Source organism: Sphingobacterium populi, assembly GCF_001586775.1.
In the GTDB taxonomy this organism is placed as follows: Bacteria; Bacteroidota; Bacteroidia; order Sphingobacteriales; family Sphingobacteriaceae; genus Sphingobacterium; species Sphingobacterium populi.
This window is the reverse complement of record NZ_LQXS01000001.1, coordinates 1,049,390-1,072,684: the sequence shown is the minus strand read 5'-3', so window position 1 is coordinate 1,072,684 and position 23,295 is coordinate 1,049,390. Positions and strand designations below refer to the sequence as shown.

At 43.8% G+C, this 23,295-nt stretch carries 15 protein-coding genes; 10 read left to right on the top strand and 5 right to left on the bottom strand.

Translation table 11 applies throughout. The annotated features are described in order from the left end of the window. The first annotated feature begins 20 nt into the window (after positions 1 to 20). The 10 genes from A0125_RS04130 (at position 21) to A0125_RS04090 (ending at position 17,139) form a co-directional block, all read left to right on the top strand. A complete protein-coding gene (locus A0125_RS04130; protein WP_066752436.1) occupies positions 21 to 1,439 on the top strand; it encodes an MFS transporter in 1,419 nt (472 codons plus the stop codon). Positions 1,440 to 1,447: 8 nt separating this feature from the next. Further along, on the top strand, positions 1,448 to 1,864 hold the full coding sequence (locus A0125_RS16035; protein ID WP_231863110.1) for an endo-1,4-beta-xylanase: 417 nt from the start codon (positions 1,448 to 1,450) through the stop codon (positions 1,862 to 1,864). Continuing rightward, the gene (locus tag A0125_RS04125; RefSeq protein WP_231863109.1) at positions 1,816 to 2,604 is read left to right on the top strand and encodes an endo-1,4-beta-xylanase; all 789 of its coding nucleotides are present in this window, start codon (positions 1,816 to 1,818) and stop codon (positions 2,602 to 2,604) included. The genes A0125_RS16035 and A0125_RS04125 overlap by 49 nt, the downstream gene beginning before the upstream one ends. 8 nt (positions 2,605 to 2,612) lie before the next feature. Beyond that, positions 2,613 to 3,416, top strand: coding sequence for a family 43 glycosylhydrolase (locus A0125_RS04120; protein WP_231863108.1), 804 nt, complete (start codon positions 2,613 to 2,615; stop codon positions 3,414 to 3,416). 239 nt (positions 3,417 to 3,655) lie between these two features. Continuing rightward, a complete protein-coding gene (locus tag A0125_RS04115) occupies positions 3,656 to 5,713 on the top strand; it encodes an alpha-glucuronidase (protein WP_066752434.1) in 2,058 nt (685 codons plus the stop codon). A gap of 87 nt (positions 5,714 to 5,800) precedes the next feature. Next, positions 5,801 to 7,759, top strand: coding sequence for a glycoside hydrolase family 97 protein (locus A0125_RS04110; protein WP_082784880.1), 1,959 nt, complete (start codon positions 5,801 to 5,803; stop codon positions 7,757 to 7,759). A gap of 41 nt (positions 7,760 to 7,800) precedes the next feature. Continuing rightward, positions 7,801 to 9,561 carry a glycoside hydrolase family 43 protein gene (locus A0125_RS04105; RefSeq protein ID WP_197464772.1) on the top strand — a complete coding sequence of 587 codons (1,761 nt, stop codon included), beginning with the start codon at positions 7,801 to 7,803 and terminating at the stop codon, positions 9,559 to 9,561. Positions 9,562 to 9,586: 25 nt separating this feature from the next. Next, positions 9,587 to 12,013, top strand: coding sequence for a glycoside hydrolase family 127 protein (locus A0125_RS04100; RefSeq protein ID WP_066752431.1), 2,427 nt, complete (start codon positions 9,587 to 9,589; stop codon positions 12,011 to 12,013). 171 nt (positions 12,014 to 12,184) lie between these two features. Beyond that, positions 12,185 to 15,190 carry a SusC/RagA family TonB-linked outer membrane protein gene (locus A0125_RS04095; RefSeq protein WP_231863107.1) on the top strand — a complete coding sequence of 1,002 codons (3,006 nt, stop codon included), beginning with the start codon at positions 12,185 to 12,187 and terminating at the stop codon, positions 15,188 to 15,190. A gap of 11 nt (positions 15,191 to 15,201) precedes the next feature. Next, positions 15,202 to 17,139: a RagB/SusD family nutrient uptake outer membrane protein gene (locus A0125_RS04090; protein WP_066752764.1), complete on the top strand. Its 1,938-nt coding sequence runs from the start codon at positions 15,202 to 15,204 to the stop codon at positions 17,137 to 17,139. Between the two features lie 257 nt (positions 17,140 to 17,396). Here the strand turns inward: A0125_RS04090 and A0125_RS04085 are convergent, their stop codons facing one another. The 5 genes from A0125_RS04085 to A0125_RS15790 form a co-directional block, all read right to left on the bottom strand. Then, a complete protein-coding gene (locus tag A0125_RS04085) occupies positions 17,397 to 18,254 on the bottom strand; it encodes a sialate O-acetylesterase (RefSeq protein ID WP_066752426.1) in 858 nt (285 codons plus the stop codon). Between the two features lie 82 nt (positions 18,255 to 18,336). Continuing rightward, positions 18,337 to 20,031 carry an endo-1,4-beta-xylanase gene (locus A0125_RS04080; protein ID WP_066752423.1) on the bottom strand — a complete coding sequence of 565 codons (1,695 nt, stop codon included), beginning with the start codon at positions 20,029 to 20,031 and terminating at the stop codon, positions 18,337 to 18,339. A gap of 16 nt (positions 20,032 to 20,047) precedes the next feature. After that, positions 20,048 to 21,052: a DUF5627 domain-containing protein gene (locus tag A0125_RS04075; protein WP_066752420.1), complete on the bottom strand. Its 1,005-nt coding sequence runs from the start codon at positions 21,050 to 21,052 to the stop codon at positions 20,048 to 20,050. A gap of 35 nt (positions 21,053 to 21,087) precedes the next feature. Then, on the bottom strand, positions 21,088 to 22,863 hold the full coding sequence (locus A0125_RS04070) for a RagB/SusD family nutrient uptake outer membrane protein (RefSeq protein WP_066752416.1): 1,776 nt from the start codon (positions 22,861 to 22,863) through the stop codon (positions 21,088 to 21,090). Positions 22,864 to 22,889: 26 nt separating this feature from the next. Further along, on the bottom strand, positions 22,890 to 23,204 hold the full coding sequence (locus A0125_RS15790; RefSeq protein ID WP_197464770.1) for a hypothetical protein: 315 nt from the start codon (positions 23,202 to 23,204) through the stop codon (positions 22,890 to 22,892). Positions 23,205 to 23,295: the final 91 nt, after the last annotated feature.

Sequence of the window (23,295 nt, the reverse complement as noted above, 5' to 3'; positions counted from 1 at the left end):
TACATAGCGCAAAATAGGCAATGAATACAGACGTGAAACAGGGAATAGAAACCAGAGGGTTTTATAAGCTTTCGCAAGTCCAGCGGATCGGTTTTGGTTCGGGAGATCTAGCCCAGAATCTCATTTATCAGACCGTTTCTATGTATCTGCTTCTATTTTATACCAATGTCTTTGGTATTTCTGCTGCTGCGGCAGGATTGATGTTTTTGATCGTAAGGATCGTGGATGTTTTATGGGATCCTGTAGTTGGCGCCTTTGTCGACAAGAAGAATCCTAAGTATGGTAAGTATCGGTCCTATCTGCTACTAAGTGGTATTCCGCTTACCGGGTTTGCGATACTGTGTTTTTGGAATGGTTTCTCGGGATCTTTAACCTATGCCTATATTACCTACGTCGGTCTGTCTATGCTATACACGCTGATCAACGTACCTTATGGTGCTTTAAATGCTTCGCTGACCAGAGATACAGATGAGATTACCAAGCTAACTTCTACGCGAATGTTTATGGCCAATCTAGGAGGATTAGCCGTAGGATATGGCGTGCCAATTGTGGTGCAATATTTCTCTCCCGACGGCAAAATAAATTCTTCAGCTTCTGGAGATGCTTGGTTTATTACAATGACCATATATGCTATCGCCGGATTATTCTTATTGATTTTTTGCTACACGCAAACAAAGGAACGGGTGGTGATGGACGAAAAAGAGACAGAAAATGTGCACGTTTCGGATCTATGGACTGAGTTTAGACGTAATAAGCCTTTGCGCGTGTTGGCTTATTTTTTTATTACCGCATTTGCGATGATGGCCATTGGCAATTCGGCTGGTTCATATTACATGATATATAATGTGCAAGCCCCACAAATGTTGCCCTATTTCATGGCGCTAGGATCCATACCCGCCTTTATTTTTATGCCTTTGGTGCCCGCTATCAAAAGGACAATCGGAAAGAGACAAATGTTTTACCTGTTTCTGAGCATCGCCATATTCGGCATGATCCTGCTCTATGTGATTTCGGTCGTTCCTGCGCTTAAAACTCAAATATGGCTCGTGCTTATTGCGCAGTTCGTCAAATCTACCGGTGTGATCGTGGCCACAGGTTACATGTGGGCACTAGTGCCAGAAGTGATTTCCTACGGAGAGCATACAACGGGTAAACGCATTTCAGGCATTGTAAATGCGCTGACGGGCATTTTCTATAAAGCAGGTATGGCGCTCGGAGGAGTAGTTCCTGGTTTGGTATTAGCTTACGTAGGTTTTGATCAACAAAATACGCTTCGACAATCTGCTTTCGCTGAGCAAGGTATTCTTTGGCTAGTAGCCGTTATTCCCGCCATGCTTCTTGTACTGGGCTTATGGATCATTTCTAAATATGATCTGGATGATGCTCTGATGGATAAAATTAATTACGAAATCGAATACCGATATAAAGACCAAATATGAAAACAAAAATGAAAAGCATCAAGGCATTACTGTTAACCACCGTGGTAGCTTCAGGAATAGCCTGTGCTAGTAACAGTTCGCGTGAAAAAATACCAACAAATGATCCGGTGGTACTAAAAGAAGCTTTCCAAGGTCGCTTCTACATTGGTACTGCATTAAATCTAGATCAGATCTGGGAACGTGATGGCGAGGCAATAGCCTTAGTACAGCAACAGTTCAATTCCATCGTGGCCGAGAATTGTATGAAGAGTATGTATCTGCAACCGCGCGAAGGAGAATTTAATTTTACCGATGCCGATCGCTTTGTCGCATTTGGTCAAAAACATGACATGCATCTCGTAGGTCACACCTTGATATGGCACTCCCAAGCTCCAAGATGGTTTTTTCTGATGAAAATGGAAAAGACGTATCGCGCGATGTACTGATTGCACGAATGCGCTCACATATTCACAAAGTAGTATCAAGGTACAAAGGTAAGATTGCAGGATGGGATGTAGTCAATGAGGCGGTATTGGATAATGGCGAATACCGAAAAAGTAAATTCTATCAGATCATTGGAGAAGATTTTATTCCCCTAGCATTCCAGTTCGCTCACGAAGCTGATCCAGATGCAGAGCTATACTACAATGATTATTCTACGGCCATTCCGGCCAAGCGGGATGGCATTGTAAAAGTTGTCAAAAGCATACAAGAGCGCGGTATACCTATTCATGGCATTGGCATGCAAGAGCACCAAGGTCTGTATCATCCTGAACTTGATGAAATCGAAAAAACCATTTTAGCATTTTCATCTACTGGCGCAAAGGTGATGGTCACAGAGTTGGATGTCTCTGTGTTGCCACATGCGCGCGAAAACCAAGGTGCCGAAATTAGCGAGACGTATGCGTACAAGAATGAGCTCAATCCATACGTAGATGGCTTGCCAGATAGCGTCATGAATAAACTAGGAGAACGATACGTAAACTTCTTTAAAGTGTATCTAAAACATAGCGATAAGATTTCCAGAGTAACCTTATGGGGTGTCGGGGATCAATATTCGTGGAAAAATGGCTGGCCGATTCCCGGTCGTACGGATTATCCATTACTATTTGACCGAAATTTTAAACCTAAACCCTTTGTACAAGACATCGTCAGTTTAGCCCGTAATGCTGCTGAAATAAAATAAAACACACGATGAAACAACAACCAAAATATTTATTTCCAGATGATTACATGGCAGATCCGTCTGCACACGTATTTGAAGGTAGATTATATATCTACCCTTCGCACGATTGGGAAAGCGGAAAGCCTGAGAATGATAATGGTGATCATTTTGATATGAAAGACTATCACGTATTCTCAATGGAAAGCGTGGATGGAGAAGTTATTCATCACGGCGAAATATTACGTGTAGAAGATGTGCCTTGGGCAGGCCGACAGCTTTGGGATTCGGATGTAGCGCACAAAAATGGCCAATATTTCCTCTATTTCTCGATGAAAGATAAGACCGATATTTTTCGGATTGGCGTAGCTATTAGCGATCGTCCGTCAGGACCATTTAAGCCTTTAGGTAACCCGATGGATGGGAGCTACAGTATCGATCCGTGCATCTTTGAAGATGCCGACAATCAGTATTATATGTATTTCGGCGGTATCTGGGGTGGTCAATTGCAATACTATCGGAACAACAAGTTAAATGCCGATGTCAATCTGCCTTTGTTCCATGAGCAGGCGCTCTCGCCAAAGGTCGCGCGATTGTCGGATGATATGCTGTCTATGGCCGAAGAACCCCGCGACGTACTCATATTGGATGAAACTGGACAACCACTGAAGCAAGGCGACACCGAACGTCGATTTTTCGAAGCATCCTGGATGCATATCTATCAGGGCAAATATTATTTCTCGTATTCAACAGGCGATACACATTTGCTATGCTATGCGGTTGGCGATAATCCATATGGGCCATTTACCTATCAAGGCGTCATACTACGCCCGTAGTAGGGTGGACCACCCACCACAGCATCGTCCAGTTTCAGGATAAATGGTGGCTGTTTTACCACGATTGCGTGCCATCGGACGGAAAGACCTGGTTGCGTAGTATGAAAGTGGTAGAACTTGAATATGATGATAACGGCCATATCAAAACGATAGAAGGAAAGCAAGTTCCTAATCTTGAGAATAGTGAAGTAGGGTAGTCACACATCATATATAGTAAGTTTTTGAATTTTTTGATTAACATGTTTACACGATTTTACAAAATATACTTAATCATCTTCACTGTTGTTTGGATTCCAGTGGGGCTGCTTCAGGCCGACGATGGCAGTCAATTATGGTTGCGTTATGATCGCGTGTCGGCACAGATAGCAGCTCTCCGAACGATTTCCAGCAAGAGCAGTCATGCCTCCGCGCAGCTTGCCGTACAAGAATTGGAGAACTACTGGGCTGGTCAGCATATTGAACTCGTGCTCGACCAGCGCAAACAAAGCTGGAAAGATGGGTATCAGATCCAAGGGAATAGCCAAAAATTGCGTATTACAGCGTACCAACCGATTGGCTTGCTGTACGGTGCATACGATCTACTTCGTAGACAACAGGTCGGTCAAGAATTTTCCGAGCCATTCGAGGTTTCCGAAATTCCAACGTTTGACCTTCGGGTTCTCAATCATTGGGACAATTTGGATCGTACCGTTGAGCGTGGGTACGCCGGTCATTCGCTCTGGCTATGGGATGAATTGCCCGGCAGCATATCTCCAAGATATGTCCAATATGCCCGTGCCAACGCATCGATTGGGATCAACACCGTTGTATTAAACAATGTTAATGCATCACCCCAAATACTTAGCTCCACTTATTTGCAGAAAGTAAAAGTATTGGCGGATCTCTTTCGCCCGTATGGCATTCAAGTGTACCTATCGGCGAATTTCTCATCGCCTGCCGTTATTGGCGGATTAGATGATTCGGATCCACTGCGCGATGAAGTACAGCAGTGGTGGGCCATGAAAGCGAAGGAAATCTATAATCTTATCCCAGATTTCGGCGGCTTTTTAGTAAAAGCTAATTCAGAAGGTCAGCCCGGTCCACAGGATTATGGCAGGACGCACGCTGAAGGAGCCAATATGCTGGCCGATGTTTTGCAGCCCTATAATGGACTCATCATGTGGCGAGCTTTTGTGTATAACCCTACAACGGAGGACCGCGCCAAGCAGGCTTATGCCGAATTTCTACCATTGGATGGCCAATTTCGGGACAATGTTATCATACAAACTAAAAATGGAGCGATAGATTTTCAGCCTCGTGAACCATTTCATCCCTTATTTGGCGCTATCAAAAAGTCGAAGCAAATGGTCGAATTTCAGATTACGCAAGAATATCTTGGCTTTTCTAATCATTTGGTCTACTTAGCACCATTATTCAAAGAAACTTTAGATGCCGATACCTATGCCTACGGTTCGAACAGCACGGTGGCCAAAATGACTGACGGTACCTATCACCAGCAGGGCAAAAGTGCTATAGCTGGCGTAGCTAACATCGGTGCGGATGACAATTGGACCGGACACCATTTCGCGCAAGCGAATTGGTATTCGTATGGTCGACTAGCCTGGAATCATACGCTTAGTGCTGCAGACATTGCCGAAGAATGGATTCAGGCCACATTCGATAAAGATCCCAATTTTGTGAAACCGGTCAAAGACGTGATGCTGAAATCTCGCGAAGCCGCCGTCAATTATATGATGCCATTGGGGCTCCACCATATTTTCGCATTCGACCATCATTACGGACCCGAGCCTTGGGGCGATATACCCAACGCACGAGCAGATTGGATGCCTTGGTATTATCACAATGCCAGTACAAGTGGAGTAGGTTTTGATCGTACAGCAACCGGAAGCAATGCCGTCGCGCAATACAACGAACCATTACAGCAAATATATAGCGATGTGGCGACGTGCCCCGAAACACTATTGTTGTGGTTTCACCATGTGCCCTGGACATATCAAATGCGTAACGGAAATACCTTATGGGATGAATTATGCTATCGGTACGATGCAGGTGTATCAGATGCACGACATTTTCAAAAACAGTGGGACGAACTCGAAGCATATGTAGATAAGGAACGGTTTCTGGATGTACAAAAAAGACTAGCGATTCAATCGCATGATGCGGTATGGTGGAAAGATGCCGTGCTCTTGTATTTTCAAACTTTTGCTAACAAACCCATTCCGCACGATATCGAACCGCCGAAACATCAATTGGAAGAATTAAAGAAAATAAAGCTCAATCTTAAGCATCACAACTAGTAGCACATGGAAAGATCGGCTGCAAAATGTTGATCTACTTCCGCGCTATAAACTCGTATAAGGTGCTAGTAAATTGGATAAAAAACGATGAAAAACTATTTAATACATATTAGCAAACGACTGTTCTTTCTATGTCTGTGTGTGGCGGTATTGCATGTAGCAAAAGCAGAGAAAATCAAGGTGCAAAGTCCAGATAAGCGCTTGTCCTTAACCTGTTTTGTAGAAGATGGTAAAGCATTTTACCAGGTTTTGTATGATGACGCAGTGATCATAAAGGCTTCCCCGCTAGGTTTACATACCAATGAGGGTATTTTCATGGACAAGTTGATCTTAGTGCAAGCTTCGCATGCTACAACAGAAAAAAACTACGCACAAGATCGGATCAAGAAATCCAGCATTTCTTACGCTGCAAATACCCTGCATGTCACGCTACAAAATGAGCAATCTCAGCATCTTTCCATACAATTTCAGATCAGTAATCATGATATTGGATTTCGGTACGAATTACCGATTTGGGGCGAACGCCGTGCTGTGGTCGTTCAAAATGAAGAAACAGGATATGCATTCCCCGAAAAAACGCAGCTGTTTTTGTCGGAAATGATGAAGCCTATGACAGGTTTCGCACGCACAGCTCCTAGTTATGAAGGACATTACCAGATCGATGTACCCGTTTCAACAGCCAAAAGGAATCCATACGGATATGTCTTTCCCGGTTTGTTTCATGTGGAAAACGATACCTGGGTTTTGCTATCCGAGACTGGCGTAAGCAGCTTGTATTGTGGATCTCACTTGGCGCAGAGCGATACCAATGGGCTATTTACTATAGCATACCCACATATGGAAGAAAATAATGGCTTTGGAAGTACGGGTGCTGCAATTTCGCTTCCCGGAGTAACGCCGTGGCGTACAATCACAGTCGGCAAATCACTGCAGTCCATTGTAGAAACCACGATTCCGTTTGATTTGGTAGAACCACTATATGAACCATCACAGCAATATCAATATGGGCGCGCGTCCTGGAGCTGGCTAATTTGGCAAGATCAAAGTATGAACTGGGACGACCAAGTAGCCTATATCGATCTTGCTTCTGCCATGAAGTTCGAGTATATCTTAATTGATGCACATTGGGATACACAGATTGGCCGTGATAGGATGCAAGATCTTATCTCCTATGCGAAAAGCAAACAGGTGGATGTATTTCTGTGGTACAACTCCAATGGTGCTGCCAACGACGCTCCGCAAGGACCAAGAAATCGCATGAATACCAGTGTAGTACGAAAAAAAGAAATGCAATGGCTGCAAAAAGCCGGTGTAAAGGGTTTGAAAGTCGACTTCTTTGGTGGTGATAAACAAGAAACCATACGCCAATATGAAGACATCTTGTCTGATGCGAATGATCATGGTTTGATGATCATTTTCCACGGTGCAACCTTGCCTCGAGGGTGGGAACGAATGTACCCCAATTTTGTAGGTAGCGAAGCAGTCATTGCATCAGAAATGCTTATTTTTTCCGAGCATGTGCGCGAGCAGGAAGCCATATTTGCTACGTTACATCCCTTTATACGCAATACGGTGGGCAGTATGGAATTTGGTGGCGTCTTGCTAAATAAGCACCTTAACAAGGGGAATACATCGGGCAATGACCGCCAAACCAGCAATGCATTTCAACTGGCAACTACGGTGCTTTTTCAAAACCCAGTGCAACCGTTTGCATTAACTCCAAATAACTTACAAGAGATCCCAAAATCTGAAATAGCGTTTTTACAAAATGTGCCTACTACGTGGGATGAAACGCTATTGTTGGACGGATACCCGGGCAAATATGTAGTACTGGCACGAAGACATGCTGATCGTTGGTACATAGGTGCCATTAATGCAGAATCAGAAGTAAAACACCTAACGGTAAAGCTGCCTATGCTCGATGGCAAAACGATGCATATGATAGGAGATGTATCCCTCACCGAAACTTTTCTAAAACAAGTGCCCATTAAGGATGGAGAATTGGCTATTTCTGTTCAGCCGAACGGCGGAGTAGTGATTTTCTAAAGCAAATAGAATTTATCCAAATCAATTGAAGAACAACAGTAATGATGAAATATTTTTCCCCTAAGATAGCCGGTAGTTTACTAACATTATTAAGCATTAGCTTACTGACTTCCTGCCATAATCCCGATGCCAAGGCGGAAGCTTTAGAAGAGGGAAAGGCTGTATTTAATAATTTTCAATACGTGGGTAACGATGCTATCTACGAACAGCATAACCTTTCTTCAGAAGAATTTTTTAGCCCGATTTTACAAGGCTGTTATCCTGATCCAAGTATTACTCGTAAGGGCGACGATTACTATCTAGTCAACTCCTCCTTCGTGATGTTCCCGGGCGTGCCGATATTTCATTCTAAGGATCTTGTAAACTGGACTCAGCTAGGACATGTATTGGATCGCGAAAGCCAGCTCAACGTGCAAGAAGCGGGTATCAGTGAAGGTGTTTATGCGCCTGATATTCAGTATAATAAACACAATGATACTTTCTACATGGTGACTACACACATATCGGCTGGTATAGGTAATATGGTAGTCAAAACGCAGGATCCCCAAAAGGGCAATTGGACTGATCCGATTCGTCTGCAAATTGATGGTATTGATCCAGCATTATTTTTCGATGAAGATGGCAAAGCATACTTGATTCATAATGATGCTCCTGACAAAGGAAAGGCTTTGTACGAAGGACATCGTGTAATCAAAATTTGGGATTACGATGTAGAGAGTGATCAAGTAGTGCCCGGCACTGATCGCATACTGGTAGATGGCGGTGTTAATATTCAAGATAAACCGATATGGATCGAAGGTCCGCATCTCTACAAAAAGGATGGTAAATACTATCTCATGTGTGCAGAAGGAGGTACAGGGAGTAACCATAGCGAAGTGATTTTTATTAGCGATCATCCCACAGGTCCTTTTACACCGGCCGCTACCAATCCTATACTTTCGCAAAGGCACTTAGATAAATCACGTCCTAATCCAGTCGAGTGGGCTGGTCATGCCGATCTGGTGCAGGGACCGGATGAAGCATGGTATGCGGTCTTCTTGGCGGTACGACCGAATGTCAACCGCAGAGTAAATACGGGACGCGAAACCTTTATTCTTCCAGTAGATTGGACAGGTAAGTGGCCCATATTTGTTGGAGGAATGGAACCTTTGAAGCCCACGATCCCTACACCGCAAGGAATAAGTAACCATACAGGAATCGATGGTTTCTTGCCAAATGGCAATTTCCGTTTTGAGGATAGTTTTAAGCAAGCGAATCTTGACCTACGCTGGGTTGCATTGCGCGGTCCTCGCGAAAAATTTGCACAGCAAACGGCACATGGTGTTCAACTAAATCCAGGAGGTCATAGCTTAGCAGATCGTAAACCGATATCAGCACTATTTTATCGTCAGCAACATCGTGACTTTAGTACGGAAGTGGAGATCGATTTTGTGCCAAAATCCACACGTGATTTTGCAGGAATAACCTGTTTGCAAAGCGAAGCTTTCTATTATTCATTGGGTGTTACCAAGATCAATAATGAGTATTATGTAGTCTTGGAGAAGATGGCTGATAGCCAATCCACTGTACTAGCTACCGAAAAGATTAGCCATCCTCGATCGCTCAGTTTGCGGGTAGAATCCAAAGATGATCGTTATCAATTTTCTTTCAAGCAGGCTGGTAATAGCTATAAGCCGATTGGTGCTGCGCTTTCTGGCGATATTTTGTCGACCGATGTGGCAGGAGGTTTCACCGGTACATTGATCGGTCTTTACGCCACCACCGCTAATCACATACAATTCAAGCCTCAATCATCCAATTAGTTCTACCAATAAATCGAGTTACATTATGCGTATTAAACGTCTATTACTGCCCCTTGTTTTACCGCTTTGCGTATCATCTATCTGCGCGCAGGAAAAGCTGTACCCTCATACTTTTTCCTTGGCAGATGTACAAATTGCGGAAGGGCCATTTCGTCATGCTATGAATCTGAACGTCGAAACACTCTTGGCTTATGATGTCGATCGGCTCTTAGCACCGTATCTCAAAGAAGCAGGTTTGGAACCAAAAGCACCAAGCTTTTCGAATTGGATAGGACTAGATGGACATATCGGAGGGCATTATCTTTCCGGATTGGCAATGCACTATGCCTCATCAGGAGATCAGCGTTTGTACGATCGGATACAGTATATCGTGGAAGAAATGAGACGCTGCCAATTGGCACATGGTGATGGATACGTGGGCGGTGTACCCAATGGGGCCAATTTGTGGCCGGAAATCAAAGCAGGTAATGTAGGGATAATCTGGGATTATTGGGTACCATGGTACAATCTACACAAGACGTTTGCTGGGCTGCGTGATGCTTGGTTGTACACCGATAATGATCTAGCAAAAACCATGTTTTTGGAATTTTGTGATTGGGCTATTCAGATCACCAACAATCTGGATGATCGGCAAATGGAATCCATGCTAAATAATGAATTTGGCGGCATGAACGAAGTGCTTGCAGATGCGTTCGCCATGACGAATGAACCCAAGTATTTAGCTGCTGCACGTCGCTTTTCTCATCGAGAGATTTTGGACAGTATGGCTATAGGAGTTGATAATTTGGATAATATGCACGCCAATACCCAAGTGCCTAAGGCAGTGGGTTATCAGCGTATTTCTGAACTAACGCACGATAGTACATTTCGCAAGGCTTCGGAATTTTTTTGGCATACAGTCGTCAGCAATCGATCCCTTTCTTTAGGTGGTAATAGTCGGCGTGAGCATTTTCCCTCCAAACAAGATTTTCTGAGCTATATGGAAGATCGAGAAGGCCCTGAATCATGCAATACCAACAACATGATGAAGCTTACTGCCGGTCTATTTCGCGAGCAACCAAATGCCGAATTAATGGATTTTTACGAGCGTGCTATGTACAACCATATCTTATCCACACAGCATCCACAACATGGTGGTTACGTTTACTTTACATCGGCTCGGCCTGCACATTACCGCGTGTATTCGCAAGTAAACAGTGCGATGTGGTGCTGTGTAGGAACAGGAATGGAAAATCATGGTAAGTACGGTGAATTGATTTATACCCACGTCGACGATTCGTTGTATGTTAACCTTTTTGTGGCATCAGCACTCAATTGGAAAGAAAAAGGAATTCAAGTAACACAAGAAACCAAATTTCCTAAAACGGGCGAGAGCAAAATTCATTTGGAGATGGATGTACCTCAAAAATTTGGACTCAAAATACGCTATCCAAGTTGGGTGCCAGTCGGAGCATTTCGACTTATGGTAGGAGGGCAGGAATATAGGCACGATGCGCAGCCGGGTACCTATGTGACGATTGACCGAACTTGGAAATCAGGAGATGTTGTAGAAATACTTTTTCCTATGCAGTACCGTATTGAGGAACTAATGGGCCATCCCGAGTATATTTCTCTTTTTAAAGGTCCGATATTAATGGGAGCAGCACTGGATCACGATGATCTGACAGGTTTGAAAGCGGATGATCATCGTTGGGCACACATCGCGCATGGACCATTAGTATCGATCTTTGATACTCCGATTTTGGTAGGAGATCGCGAGGAGTTGCTGAAGTCGCTTAATGCCAACGAATCCTTCGCGGAAGAATCGGGCGAAGTGGCTATTCCTGCCAACTTTATAGACACGCGCTTTCGCGGATTGCGTATCAAACCTTTTTTCTCGATACATGATACGCGATACATGATGTACTGGTTGCATACGACTTCAGCAGGCCTCGACTCGCTACAGCAGCGCAAACAAGCAGAAGAAGCACAAGCATTGCTTTTAGATCAATTGACATTAGATGTAGTCAAGTTAGGTGAGCAACAACCAGAAGTGGATCACAAATTTCATGGCGTGAAAGCAAACCGTGGAATTCATATGGGGCAATCCTATCGGGAAACAGCGCAGGGAGGATCGTTATCGGTGGAGCTGACGGCTGATCATCAAAAAGACTTGGCTTTAGTGATCACCTACTGGGGCTACGAGTCCGACGGAAAAATGATCGATATTTTTCTTAACGATCAGCTGCTGACTACCGAAGATGTTGGTGGTAAGTGGAATCAAAGTAGATTCTTCGAGCAAAAATATGTGATTCCCGAAGAACTTCTTCCTGATACGCAAAACCTGAAGGTACAAGTCAACGCTAAAGATGACCAAAAAGTACCAAAGATCTTTAAGATCCGACTCATTCGCAATAAGGATACCGACGACCAAAGTATTCCGCAGGCCAACGAGTATCTACAAAAGACATAAACATAAACTGTTAACTAAATTATATAACAATCTAATAATCAATTTACTAATTAATAATATATAAACCTTTATTTATACATGATGAACAAATTACAGACCTTTATGTATAGGGTACTCACACTATGTTGTTGGCCCGATACAAAAATGAGCTTGTCCATCTGCTTTGTACTTATGAGCGCAGCAGTATTTGCCCAGAGCACAGTTAGCGGAACAGTGACTTCTAGGAGTGGACAAGCATTACCCGATGTTACAGTCAATGTCAAAGGCTCGTCCACCAGTGCATTGTCTTCTGCGAATGGCCGCTATAGTATAGCTGCCTCGGTGGGCGATACGCTCGAGTTTGTGAACGTTGGTTTATCGCGCCAAACTGCGGTAGTCACTTCGCTCAACCAACCCATTAACGTCGTGTTCACCGATGATAATATCGCTGTAGACGAAGTCGTAGTCGTAGGATATGGTACGCAACGTCGAGAAGCCGTTACCGGCTCGGTATCCTCTATTGGAGGTGAAGCAATGCGCGATGTACCTTCAGCAAACATCACGCAAGCCTTACAGGGACGACTGCCTGGTGTACAAATGTCACAAACATCGTCACGACCAGGTGCTACTACTCAAATTCGTATTCGTGGTACGCGCTCACTCAACGCCAGCAATGATCCATTGATCGTACTGGATGGAATTCCATTCACGGGATCTATCGGAGACATCAATCCCAACGATATTAAGAGTATTGATGTCTTAAAAGATGCTTCTGCAACCGCGATTTATGGATCTAGAGGTGCCAATGGTGTCATGCTCGTAACGACCAATACAGGAACATTAGGACAACCCGCTCGGATCTCTTACAATAGTTTCCAAGGGTTTCAAACCATTTTTTCGAAATATCCGATGATGAACGGTCCCGAATTCGTGGAACTGCGCAGGGTAGCCGGCATGTTTCCTAATAATGGGGTCGACGAATCAGACGATGTTGATACGGATTGGCAGGACTTGATGTACCGCACAGGATACATTGTGAGTCAGGATTTAGGTGTATCCGGAGGGACAGAAAAAGGTGCCTATAATTTTGGTGCCGGCTATTATACCGATCAAGGCGTATTACCGCTGCAGGGATACGACCGGATTTCGTTACGCGGATCGGTAGATCAGCGCATAGGAGATTATATTCGTGTCGGTATCAATACCAATACCAATTACAATGTCACCAGAGGCCAACATGTTGGCCTTGGTGTGTTGAGCAATTCACCAATTGCCAATCCATACAATCCAGATGGTACATTTAAGCGTACTATTCAGATGCCACTCAATGAAAACTGGGTATCCACACGCTCCATTATTGAAGACCTTAGCGATCAATGGCTGAACGAAACACGCGCCTTTGCAACTTATAACGCCCTATTTGGAGAAATCGCTATTCCAGGCGTTGAAGGTCTGAAGTACCGCGCCAATCTAGGTTTGGATTACCGGCAAAACAATGGCGGTTGGTTTACTGGAGAAGGTATCAATAACATCAACCCGACATCACCATCTACCGCAGGAATCAACAATTCACACATTTACCATTATGTTATTGAGAACTTGCTGACTTATGATAAGACATTTGGATCGAAGCATAATCTAAACTTAACGGCTTTGTATTCGGCAGAGGAAAACCAGTTTGTACGCTCGGAAATGTCTGGTAGAGATATTCCGGCATCGGCCTTCCAATTTTATAACATTGGCCATGCTTTAGGTGAAATCATCGTGAATCCAGATGGTCAGGTTTATGAGAAATGGGGTTTGTTATCGTACATGGGACGAGCGATGTACTCGTACGATGATAAATATATGTTGAGTGTGACGATGCGGTCTGATGGCTCTTCCCGTTTGGCCAGAGGTAAAAAATGGCATACCTATCCGGCTATCTCAGCAGGTTGGAATATCGGTCGCGAATCTTTTATGGACAATGTTTCCTATATCGATATGCTAAAGCTTCGCGTGGGTTATGGACAAACGTCTAATCAAGCCATTAATCCTTATGCGACGTTAGGTAGGTTGTCTACACGACCGTACAACTTCGGTTCGGATAATTATGATGTCGGTTATTTCGTTTCGCAACTTCCTAATCCGCAATTGGGCTGGGAATATTCGCAAACTTATAATCTGGGTCTTGACTTTTCATTATTCAATAACCGCCTATCCGGTACAGCAGAATATTATGAAACCTACACACATGATTTGCTGCTGAATTTGAGAATGCCTGGATCTTCTGGTGTCGAAAGTTATACCGCGAATGTGGGGAGAACGCAGAATAAAGGGGTAGAATTTGCTTTAAATGGGATCATTTTGGATAACAAAAACGGATGGACATGGGAAGCCGGACTTAACCTTTACCGTAACCGCAATAAATTAACGGAACTAGCTTCTGGACAAACCAGAAATGAGAACAACTGGTGGTTTGTTGGTCATCCAATCGATGTAATCTTCGACTATGAATACAACGGCCTGTGGCAGGAGGGCGACCCTCATCTAGATATATTGGAACCAGGTGGAAACGTTGGAATGATCAAAGTGCATTATAATGGTGAGTTTGATGAGAATGGTGTACCTACACGTCCAATTGGTCCAGATGATCGTAGAATTATCGATATGCAGACCAATTTCATGGGTGGTTTTAATACGCGTTTGGCTTACAAAAACCTTGATTTCAGTATGGTCGGTATGTTTCAGCAAGGTGGTGTATTAATTAGCACCCTTCATTCCGGTTCCGGGTACCTCAACCTCATGTCTGGTCGTAGCAATAACGTGAAGATCGATTATTGGACACCAGAAAATACAGACGCTAGATATCCAAAACCAGGCGGTATCATGAGCGGTGACAACCCAAAATATGCGAACTCATTAGGATATTTTGACGCTTCCTATCTCAAAATTAGAACCATGACGTTGGGGTATAACTTCAATGATTCGCCATTTTTCCAAAATATGGGAATCAATCGTCTGCGTATGTACATGATGGTACAAAATCCTTTTGTGTTTTTCTCGCCATTCCATCGCGCTACAGGTATGGATCCAGAAACGAACTCCTATGCTGATGAAAATACAGCCGTGGCGGCGCACCAAAGTCGCCTGTTGACGATCGGGACGAATGCTCCGGCTACCCGCTCCTTTTTATTCGGCGTCAATCTGACTTTTTAATGAAAATCCTTATGAAAAAGATATCAAAATACATCAAGATAAGCGCACTGGCTATTCTGGCTACCGTAGCATCCTGCTCCAAGATTTTGGAAGAACAGCCGCGCAGTATATATGAACCTGGTTTTTTTGAAACCGAACGCGGTATTATGGGTGGACTGACATCCATGTACGCTCATTTGCGTTGGATTTATGGTCAAGCTTATTGGTATAACTCTGTACTAACCGGTACAGACGAAGTAACCTATGCACAACAAGCCGATCAAAATTTCTTAGTGATGGATCTAAGTGGTCGAGCAGTGATGAATGCCGAAAATAGCAGAGCTGATGCTATATGGGGCGTATGTTTCAGCAATATCAATACGGCTAATGGAATTCTGGAATTTGCGCAGAATGTCGATGGCATTACAGAAGCACATATTGGCGAAGCCAGATTTTTTCGGGCTTTTGATTATTTCTTGCTCGTACAAACTTTTGGTGGTGTGCCACTGGATTTGGGAGCAGGGGAGTTAGTATTCAATACAAGTACCACGCGTACCTCTGTACGTAATACGGTGCCTGAGGTGTATACGAAGGCGATATTTCCCGATCTTTTGCACGCGGTAGAAAACCTGCCAGAAAGTGGTCGGGTTATCGGCGGTGTCACCAAAACATTAGCTCGCCTTTACTTGGCCAAAGCTTATCTCACCTACGCATGGTGGTTACAAAATCCTAAAAACATTCCGACCTATCCCGCTGCTGATCGTGTAGATCCAGATGGGCATGATGCACAGTGGTATTTCCAGCAGGCTTACGACATTGCGGTACAAGGCATTGAAAATCCGGGACCATTCGCATTACAACCAACTTTTTATGACGTGCATGTCGCTACTAATGATCGTAATAACGAGTTATTACTTTTTGCAGATCATACGGAGTCTAGCGAGTTTTACAATGGTGGCAGTCTGACGTTTGGTAGCGGTGGTGCTCCCGACAATTTTGCAGGCTGGATGCTCACATGGAACTACACCGAGATTCGAAGCAGTTCTTCCAGTTCGGCTTGGGCGCCTGTAGCATCTGTGCAGCGCGAAGCGGCACAAGCATTGGGACGACCGTGGGTAAGGATGGCACCAACCATCGGCGCTATTACCAATACATTTGCGGATAAAACCAACGATTCTAGATACGACGGTACATTTACCAGCGTATACCGAGGCAATTGGAATAAAGCAGGTATACAAGGCCAGCTATACAATGCGAACTTCCTGCCTGTAAACCCGGGCGATGCCATTCTTACGTTTTTGGATGAAGAACCTTCGGAAACAATTAACTATGCGTCACCAACCAGTAGTAATGTAGGTGCCGGCGTACTTCCAAATCGTGCAGACTTTGTCGTTGCGCCCAATGGAATTAGTCGGCGAATATATCCTGGTCTTTGGAAACTTGGACCTTACCGTACAGACAGTGGCGGTGGCTTAGGTGAACCTAATGCGGGTAGTACTCGACCATTTGCTGCGGCAAAGTTCTCGGAATTGTACTTGGTGGCGGCTGAGGCCGCCGTAAAAGGTGCATCTATAAAAGCAGGTTTCTCCGCACGAGAATTGGTTAATGTGATCAGAGCGCGTGCAGGCGTATGGCGCTGGGACAATAATGGCAACACCGAAAAAGTGGAAGACAATAGTGCGGCTATGATTGCAGCTACTCCGGCAGATATTACGGTTGAATATATCTTAGCAGAGCGTTCTCGAGAATACTTCGGTGAAGGATACCGGTGGCACGATCTGGTTCGTACTCAGACTTGGACCGACATTGCATCTAGTTATGTAATCTGCGGCCCCAACTTAGGAGATAGAACGCCTATTACTTTTCAGCGAAATATACAAAATTTTCATTACTTGAGGCCAATTCCTTTGGGACAGTTGGATGCTATGGAGGGAGACCGTGGCACGTACCAAAATCCGGGATATGATTAATGTAATGACCATTGCCTTTTTTAAAAGGGCAATGGTTGTACTTCATTCTTTTCTTTAGGATGAATGCCCGCCCTGCATAGATGGCAGCTGCTTCTTACAATTATTGTTCAGTTGATTAATGAAGGGCGAGTACAGAAAATGAAATTACACACAAAAAGAGCCTAGTCTGCATATACGGACTAGGCTCTTTTTGTGTGCGTAATGATAGATCGATTACAAGTTTCTAGTAGTTCAAATTCCAGAATGGAAGTCCACCGTTAATTTTGCTTTTCAAAGCGAGCACGATGGTGCATCAATGCCTTTGCGTACTGCGTACCAAGCTGCCGATAGCCAGCGGGACTAAAGTGCAAACCATCTGTAGTGCCTTCACACTGCGCCGAACTCACGACGATAGCTTCAGGTAATACCGTCGGCAATGTTTGGATAATGGCATTCATGGACGCGCATTTTCCGCCAAATTCTTCAGTTAAGAGTTCGCCAGCTAGAAGCGGAGTTTCTGAAGAGCTCAAATGGAGGTCATTTATAATGTTGTCATAGATTCGTTTTACTTTGCGCGGCCAGTGCAGATCGCCGGTATTGGATTCGCCTTGATGTAATAATATACCTTTTATCACCCCAGATTCTTGAGCGATTTTTGCCAAAGAGATCATGTGTTCATAAGGATCGTTACCATAGGCAGATAGGGCACTTTTCATCCAGTCGGGCGCTGTTTTTACGTAGGTAGTAGTGCTGTCACGATCAAATAGTTCGATCCGGCATCCGCCCACAGCAACATTAATAATTCCGATACGTACCTCATCAGATGAATTTTGTGCTAAAGTTTTTCCAAAATAATCTGCCGGTGTTAATCCCGTATGGCATCGTGTGATGGGCGATTGAGCCAGATACCATTTGCCTTGCGCTCGCTCAAGATCTGGACAATCCACAGCTTGTAAGGAAAATACGCGAGCGTTTGTCACGGTATCTTGCGCTTCAAACTTCCCGTGTCCTTCCATATTAGATTGGCCAAAGCAGAGGTAAATATGAAAATTTGGATCCTGAGCTTGCGCAGTGCAGATGCCGATAATGCCTGCAAATAGGAGGCCTAGCTTATGTTTAATTGGAGAGCATATCATAGCGTTAGATTTAATGTTATATTTAAAAGATCAAGAAAGGGAAATATAAAAATATTTCCCTTTCTTGATCTTTTATTTTTGATTATTGGTTTTGTAATGCTTCCAATACGCCGCGGTAGGCCGGCTTGCGTTGGTAGCCAGCATTGTTTGTCCAAAGGCCAGATGCCACTGTCTGATTGGCAGCATCCGTTGGGCTGGTAAATAGTATCCCTGCTCTTCTTTCTCTCGGTATATGCTCCATGTAGGATTGCACTAACCATTTGTACATATTTTCTTGCTCCGTATATTGCGCATTGGTGGTTTGTTGTACTGTATTTCCAGTTTGGATGCGTACTGCTACTTTGATGAGTTTATTGGTTGCCGCCAAAGATTTAAACAAGTTTTCTACATGACTTTTGTCACTATTAAGTTGAAGATCCAACTCAGAGACAATGCCATGTATGGGCGCACCTTGCTTTTCGGTATGTTGAATAAAATCCATCAAAGCTTCGAGTTTAGCACTATTGTTCAAGAGATTCGTTTCGGTAATAAAAAATTTATCTTGCGAATTTGCCTGCTGTAGTAGCTGTTTTATCGCTATTGCGGCATAATCTTTACCCAAATAATCTTGCCAATAAAATGTGTTCGCTGGTAATGCTCGGCCTACTCCGCTGCGCAATTGGCTAGGATCGGTGTCATCTATTGGTTGATAGGCTACGCTCCAAGAGCTTACTTTGTCTTTGCCTGCTTCTGCAGTTGCATTTATCCATTTTTCTAATTCAGTGGTGAATATGGTTTTTCTTTCTTCAGGCGTCTTTACGATTGTTTGACCTTCCAATTCCCAGTCCATTTTGATATTATCCATATAATAATCGGCAGAACCGGTAGCGGAACCTATTGTTAATACAAAACTAGTCCACGCTTTTTGATCTGAAGTAAGGTTGAGATTAGCCAGAGGAAGATTAATCAAGCCGCGTCCCCAACTGTTTATCGTAATCCCGAAGCTGGCTGGACTACCATACTGACCTAAGTTTACGTCCTCCGCTTCAGCACTAATGCCCAGTCGCATACCTGCTCCATAGTAACCACAGCAGCCATCTCCCTTAAAATCGATCATAACGTTTTTATAATCTCCGACCGTGCGACCTTCGGGAAGGTTTATCCTTATTTGTGGAAAAGTTTGTGGACCTTTAATGTTGAGTACCTTGCCGGTTTCTCCGTTTGGATCATTGACCACTGCATTACTTCCCGATCCGATCATCGGGAATGAATGACCTAGTTCGTCGTCTTCAAAATCATGCACTACATCGGTGCCGCTTTCGCCCGGAATATAAATATCAGCGATCAGACTATTTAAAAAGGTCGAAAACTGATTCTCGTGCCACAGCAAATGCCCGAAGTGCACTTTTAACGGATTTTCGGTCTGACTATTGAGCTCCAACGCCTGAGATAGCGCTGTTAAGTTGGCACTTCCTTCTGCATTAAATACATTGACAGGATACACAGAAGTAGTTATACTTATTTCATTCATATGCTCTTGCATTAAGCGGTATAGGGAGTGGTTGGCTCCGACGGCTGAAAGAGCGATTTCTGCTCCTAAAGTAGGATGAGATGCTGGATCAGTACCGGTTACGGATCGCAATGTAACGAGTGCGTCTAAGGCTTCTTGATCAAATATACTTTGTGGTTTGTCGACGTCAAATATACGTGCCTCGTATTTGACACAACCTATGAAAGGTAGAGCAGCTATAAGCGCGATAACGACTTTGGTGCATAATCTCGTGATAATGTTCATCATCTTGGTGGCTTTAGAGTTATCGTAATATAGGATTGAAATATTCAGGTGATACCGCACGATCTCGCATTACTAAGGTATCTTTGGTCGTTATTTGTCCAGTGATCGTTCTGATATTTGGTGCATTACCAATGCTAATACCCGAGTACGCGACTTGATATTCAAGATATAGTGCATCACGATCTCTATTTGCCCAGCTATTTTTTTCTCCTTTTGAAACAAATTTTCCGGTACCTGTTGCGGTGTATCCAGGTGTATTGGTCGATATAGTACAGTTCCCCGAGTTATCAAATTCCAAATGAAGCGTACAGGAAAAGATGTTACCCGCATCCTGATCTCTAAATTGTATAGGAACAGTGGCTGATGTAAGTGAGCGAGTTGTCAACTTGTTGGTCTCGTCATGTTCTACGTATTGTGCACGACGCGTCACCGTTCTGCTAATATCCCCGGTCATGATATCACTTCCGCGGCGTAGATAATTTCCATGCCAGGGATTGATAAATTTCACGGCATAAAACACAAAATCCTTATGACTCAATATAGAATCGGCATGCATAACGCGGTTCATTTGCAATGGAATTGCATAAGTATTTACTAATGCATTGGGATCTGCGAAGAATGCGTCGAAAAATTGTACTTTGACGCCGCCCATAATATCACCAATACCGATATTGATCTGATTGGATAGTAAACTGTAATAATTGGCCGGCATTGGAACAATTTTATTGCCATTCTCGAAGTGGAGGCCTTCCAGCAAAGATTCGTTGACTTGCACGTCGATCAATACGTTATGCTGATTGTATCTTGTGCCACCCAGCGTGGCCTTAATTTCTACTTTTTTCTCATTATCTAAGGTGGTGTCGAAGTTCATGTCCTCTCCGAGAACGATCGTCCGGACGGGATACTGATTAGCAAAATATACCGTTTGGTAATCAAAATCAGGATGAATGATTTCTGCATTTTTACAGCCGATTACGGCTATAAAAATACTGGCTGTAGCTATTATTTTATTTAGCGATTTCATTGTTAGTTCATTTTAGTGCGTCAAAAAACTATTTACTATTCCCAACCGGTATTTTGTTGTAAGTTGCTGTATTTTAGCACTTCTGAAAATGGTATAGGGCCATAGTACATGTGGTTTTGGAACGTTCGGCCTTCGACAGGAATAGGTTGGTAGTTACTGCCATTTATATCCATTCCTGTTGCGGATTCTGTCAATGGCATTTTCCATCGGCGCAAATCCCAGAATCGGAAACTTTCAAAGCATAATTCTAGTCGACGTTCGTTGCGAATTAATGCGCGCATTTTGTCTTTATCGGCGCGGCATTCTTCCAAATAGGGATCATTATTAGTTGCGCCAACTCCCGCTCGTTGACGGATCGCCTTAATCACATCGTACGCGCTGTAGGCATTGCCTCCGGTACCGTCAGGTCCCCAAGCTTCATTGGCAGCTTCAGCATAGGATAAATAAATTTCGGTATAACGCACACGAGGGTAGTAGCGATTTCTGCGAACTGTATTAACGGGATCCAAGTTGACATCTGCACGAAGTCGTTTTCTCATGTAGTACCCGGTCCGAGAAGAGGTTTCCCGCGCATTAATAGCATCTGCAGTTCCAGAGGCACTTCCGGTCAAAATTTGTCTATTAGATACCCCTGCAGTACTTCCATTGTAAATAATGTACAGATTCAATCTAGGGTCTCTATCCGCATAAGGCGTTGCTGCATTGTAGCCACCGCTATTTTCACTATGATTAATCGGGTAACCATTAGCCATCGGAAAGGCATCTACCAAATTTTGTGTGGGATTGACTAGCGCATTGCCAAACAGACTTGGGGGTAGATTTTGCAATTCTTGATCAGAGTTATTCGGTTGAATTACTTCTCGCCAGATCATTTCAGGCGGATTAGTACCATTACTCAAATTATCAATCTCATTTCTATTATCGTAATAAGTATGTCCATTGTTAGGAAGGCCACTGATGCCCCCCTTGAAGTTGATTACGCTGGCTGCGGCGTTAGCTGCGGTCGCCCAATCGCTGTTGTTGCTTGTATGCTGGAAATAGGGGCTTGCAGCAAGGAGCGCCGTTCGCGCTCTAAAGGCTTTGGATATCAATCCATCAAAGAGCTGTCGGCTATATTCGCCCATCACGCGATTGTAGGCACTTACATCTTGGCTATATTTTCGAAGATGTTCGGGTATCTGTGCCGCTGTAGCGACATTATTATATTGCATGGGCAAATAAGCATCTGCACTATCCAGATCCATATAGATCTGATTGATACATTCCATAAAGCTTGCTCTAGGTACGTTAAAATCTGCCGTGCTCGGCATTGATTGTGTCATTAAGGGGACACCCATCAATTCGCCACTCGCATTAATACCGCCATGATTGCGCAATAAATAATAGATGTACAATGCGCGCAAACCAAATGCTTCGCCTCGCATTCTGATATTAAATAACTGCGCTGCCTCCGGATCTTCTGCCCAATCTACCAAATTCGAATTCTCTAAAAATATATTGAGGTATTGCATGGCGCCATAAGATTGACCCCATACCGATGTCGGGTTGAATGTAGGTGTCCACGAGCCCGTAGCAATTTGCAGATAGGGGTGTGATCGCTGATTAGTGACGGCATCATCCGTAGCGACATCACTATTGTCGTAGTATCCTGGGATTGTTCGGTATGCTGTCGTTAAAAATCCTTGTGCATAGCGTGCATCGGTATGCATTTGTTCTATCGTTTTTAGATTTTCCAGATCAGGATTAAGCCATTTCTCGCAGCTACTGAATAATAGGGCTGCTGATGCAAGGATTAATAGTGTATTCTTCATATCATCTGTATATTAAAATGATCAAATTAAAAGGAAGCTCGTACTCCCAGATTGTAGAATCGATTGTGTGGGGCAGCTCCAAAACCGGTTTCCATCATTTGGCGTTCATCAGAGATGACGAGCAAATTGTCTCCATTTGCGTAGAAACTCATGCGGCTAACGATGGATGAAGGTTTGAAAAAGCGCTCGTCCAGATCGTAGGTAATTTGTACGCGATTGAGGTTGAATCGATTGTTTTTAAACATCCAAAAAGTAGAGTTTTGGAAGTTGTTATTATTGCCCGTTGTGGTTAAGCGAGGATAGTTAGCGGTCGCTGCTGTCTCTTCTGTCCACCGGCCCAATACTTGATCCGAATATTTGCCAAGCCCTGTAACCCAATAGTAAGAATTGTTCTTGAAGCCAATAGCACCTGATTGTCCTGATCCGAGGGCA

Excerpts from the sequence above, each read along its gene's own strand:
- A0125_RS04110 (WP_082784880.1), top strand. The coding sequence starts at position 5,801 with ATGAAAAACTATTTAATACATATTAGCAAACGACTGTTCTTTCTATGT.
- A0125_RS04080 (WP_066752423.1), bottom strand. The coding sequence starts at position 20,031 with ATGATGAACATTATCACGAGATTATGCACCAAAGTCGTTATCGCGCTT.
- A0125_RS04085 (WP_066752426.1), bottom strand. The coding sequence starts at position 18,254 with ATGATATGCTCTCCAATTAAACATAAGCTAGGCCTCCTATTTGCAGGC.
- A0125_RS04100 (WP_066752431.1), top strand. The coding sequence starts at position 9,587 with ATGCGTATTAAACGTCTATTACTGCCCCTTGTTTTACCGCTTTGCGTA.
- A0125_RS04120 (WP_231863108.1), top strand. The coding sequence starts at position 2,613 with ATGAAACAACAACCAAAATATTTATTTCCAGATGATTACATGGCAGAT.
- A0125_RS16035 (WP_231863110.1), top strand. The coding sequence starts at position 1,448 with ATGAAAAGCATCAAGGCATTACTGTTAACCACCGTGGTAGCTTCAGGA.
- A0125_RS04095 (WP_231863107.1), top strand. The coding sequence starts at position 12,185 with ATGAGCGCAGCAGTATTTGCCCAGAGCACAGTTAGCGGAACAGTGACT.
- A0125_RS04130 (WP_066752436.1), top strand. The coding sequence starts at position 21 with ATGAATACAGACGTGAAACAGGGAATAGAAACCAGAGGGTTTTATAAG.
- A0125_RS04125 (WP_231863109.1), top strand. The coding sequence starts at position 1,816 with ATGGTTTTTTCTGATGAAAATGGAAAAGACGTATCGCGCGATGTACTG.
- A0125_RS04090 (WP_066752764.1), top strand. The coding sequence starts at position 15,202 with ATGAAAAAGATATCAAAATACATCAAGATAAGCGCACTGGCTATTCTG.
- A0125_RS04105 (WP_197464772.1), top strand. The coding sequence starts at position 7,801 with ATGATGAAATATTTTTCCCCTAAGATAGCCGGTAGTTTACTAACATTA.
- A0125_RS04115 (WP_066752434.1), top strand. The coding sequence starts at position 3,656 with ATGTTTACACGATTTTACAAAATATACTTAATCATCTTCACTGTTGTT.
- A0125_RS04070 (WP_066752416.1), bottom strand. The coding sequence starts at position 22,863 with ATGAAGAATACACTATTAATCCTTGCATCAGCAGCCCTATTATTCAGT.
- A0125_RS04075 (WP_066752420.1), bottom strand. The coding sequence starts at position 21,052 with ATGAAATCGCTAAATAAAATAATAGCTACAGCCAGTATTTTTATAGCC.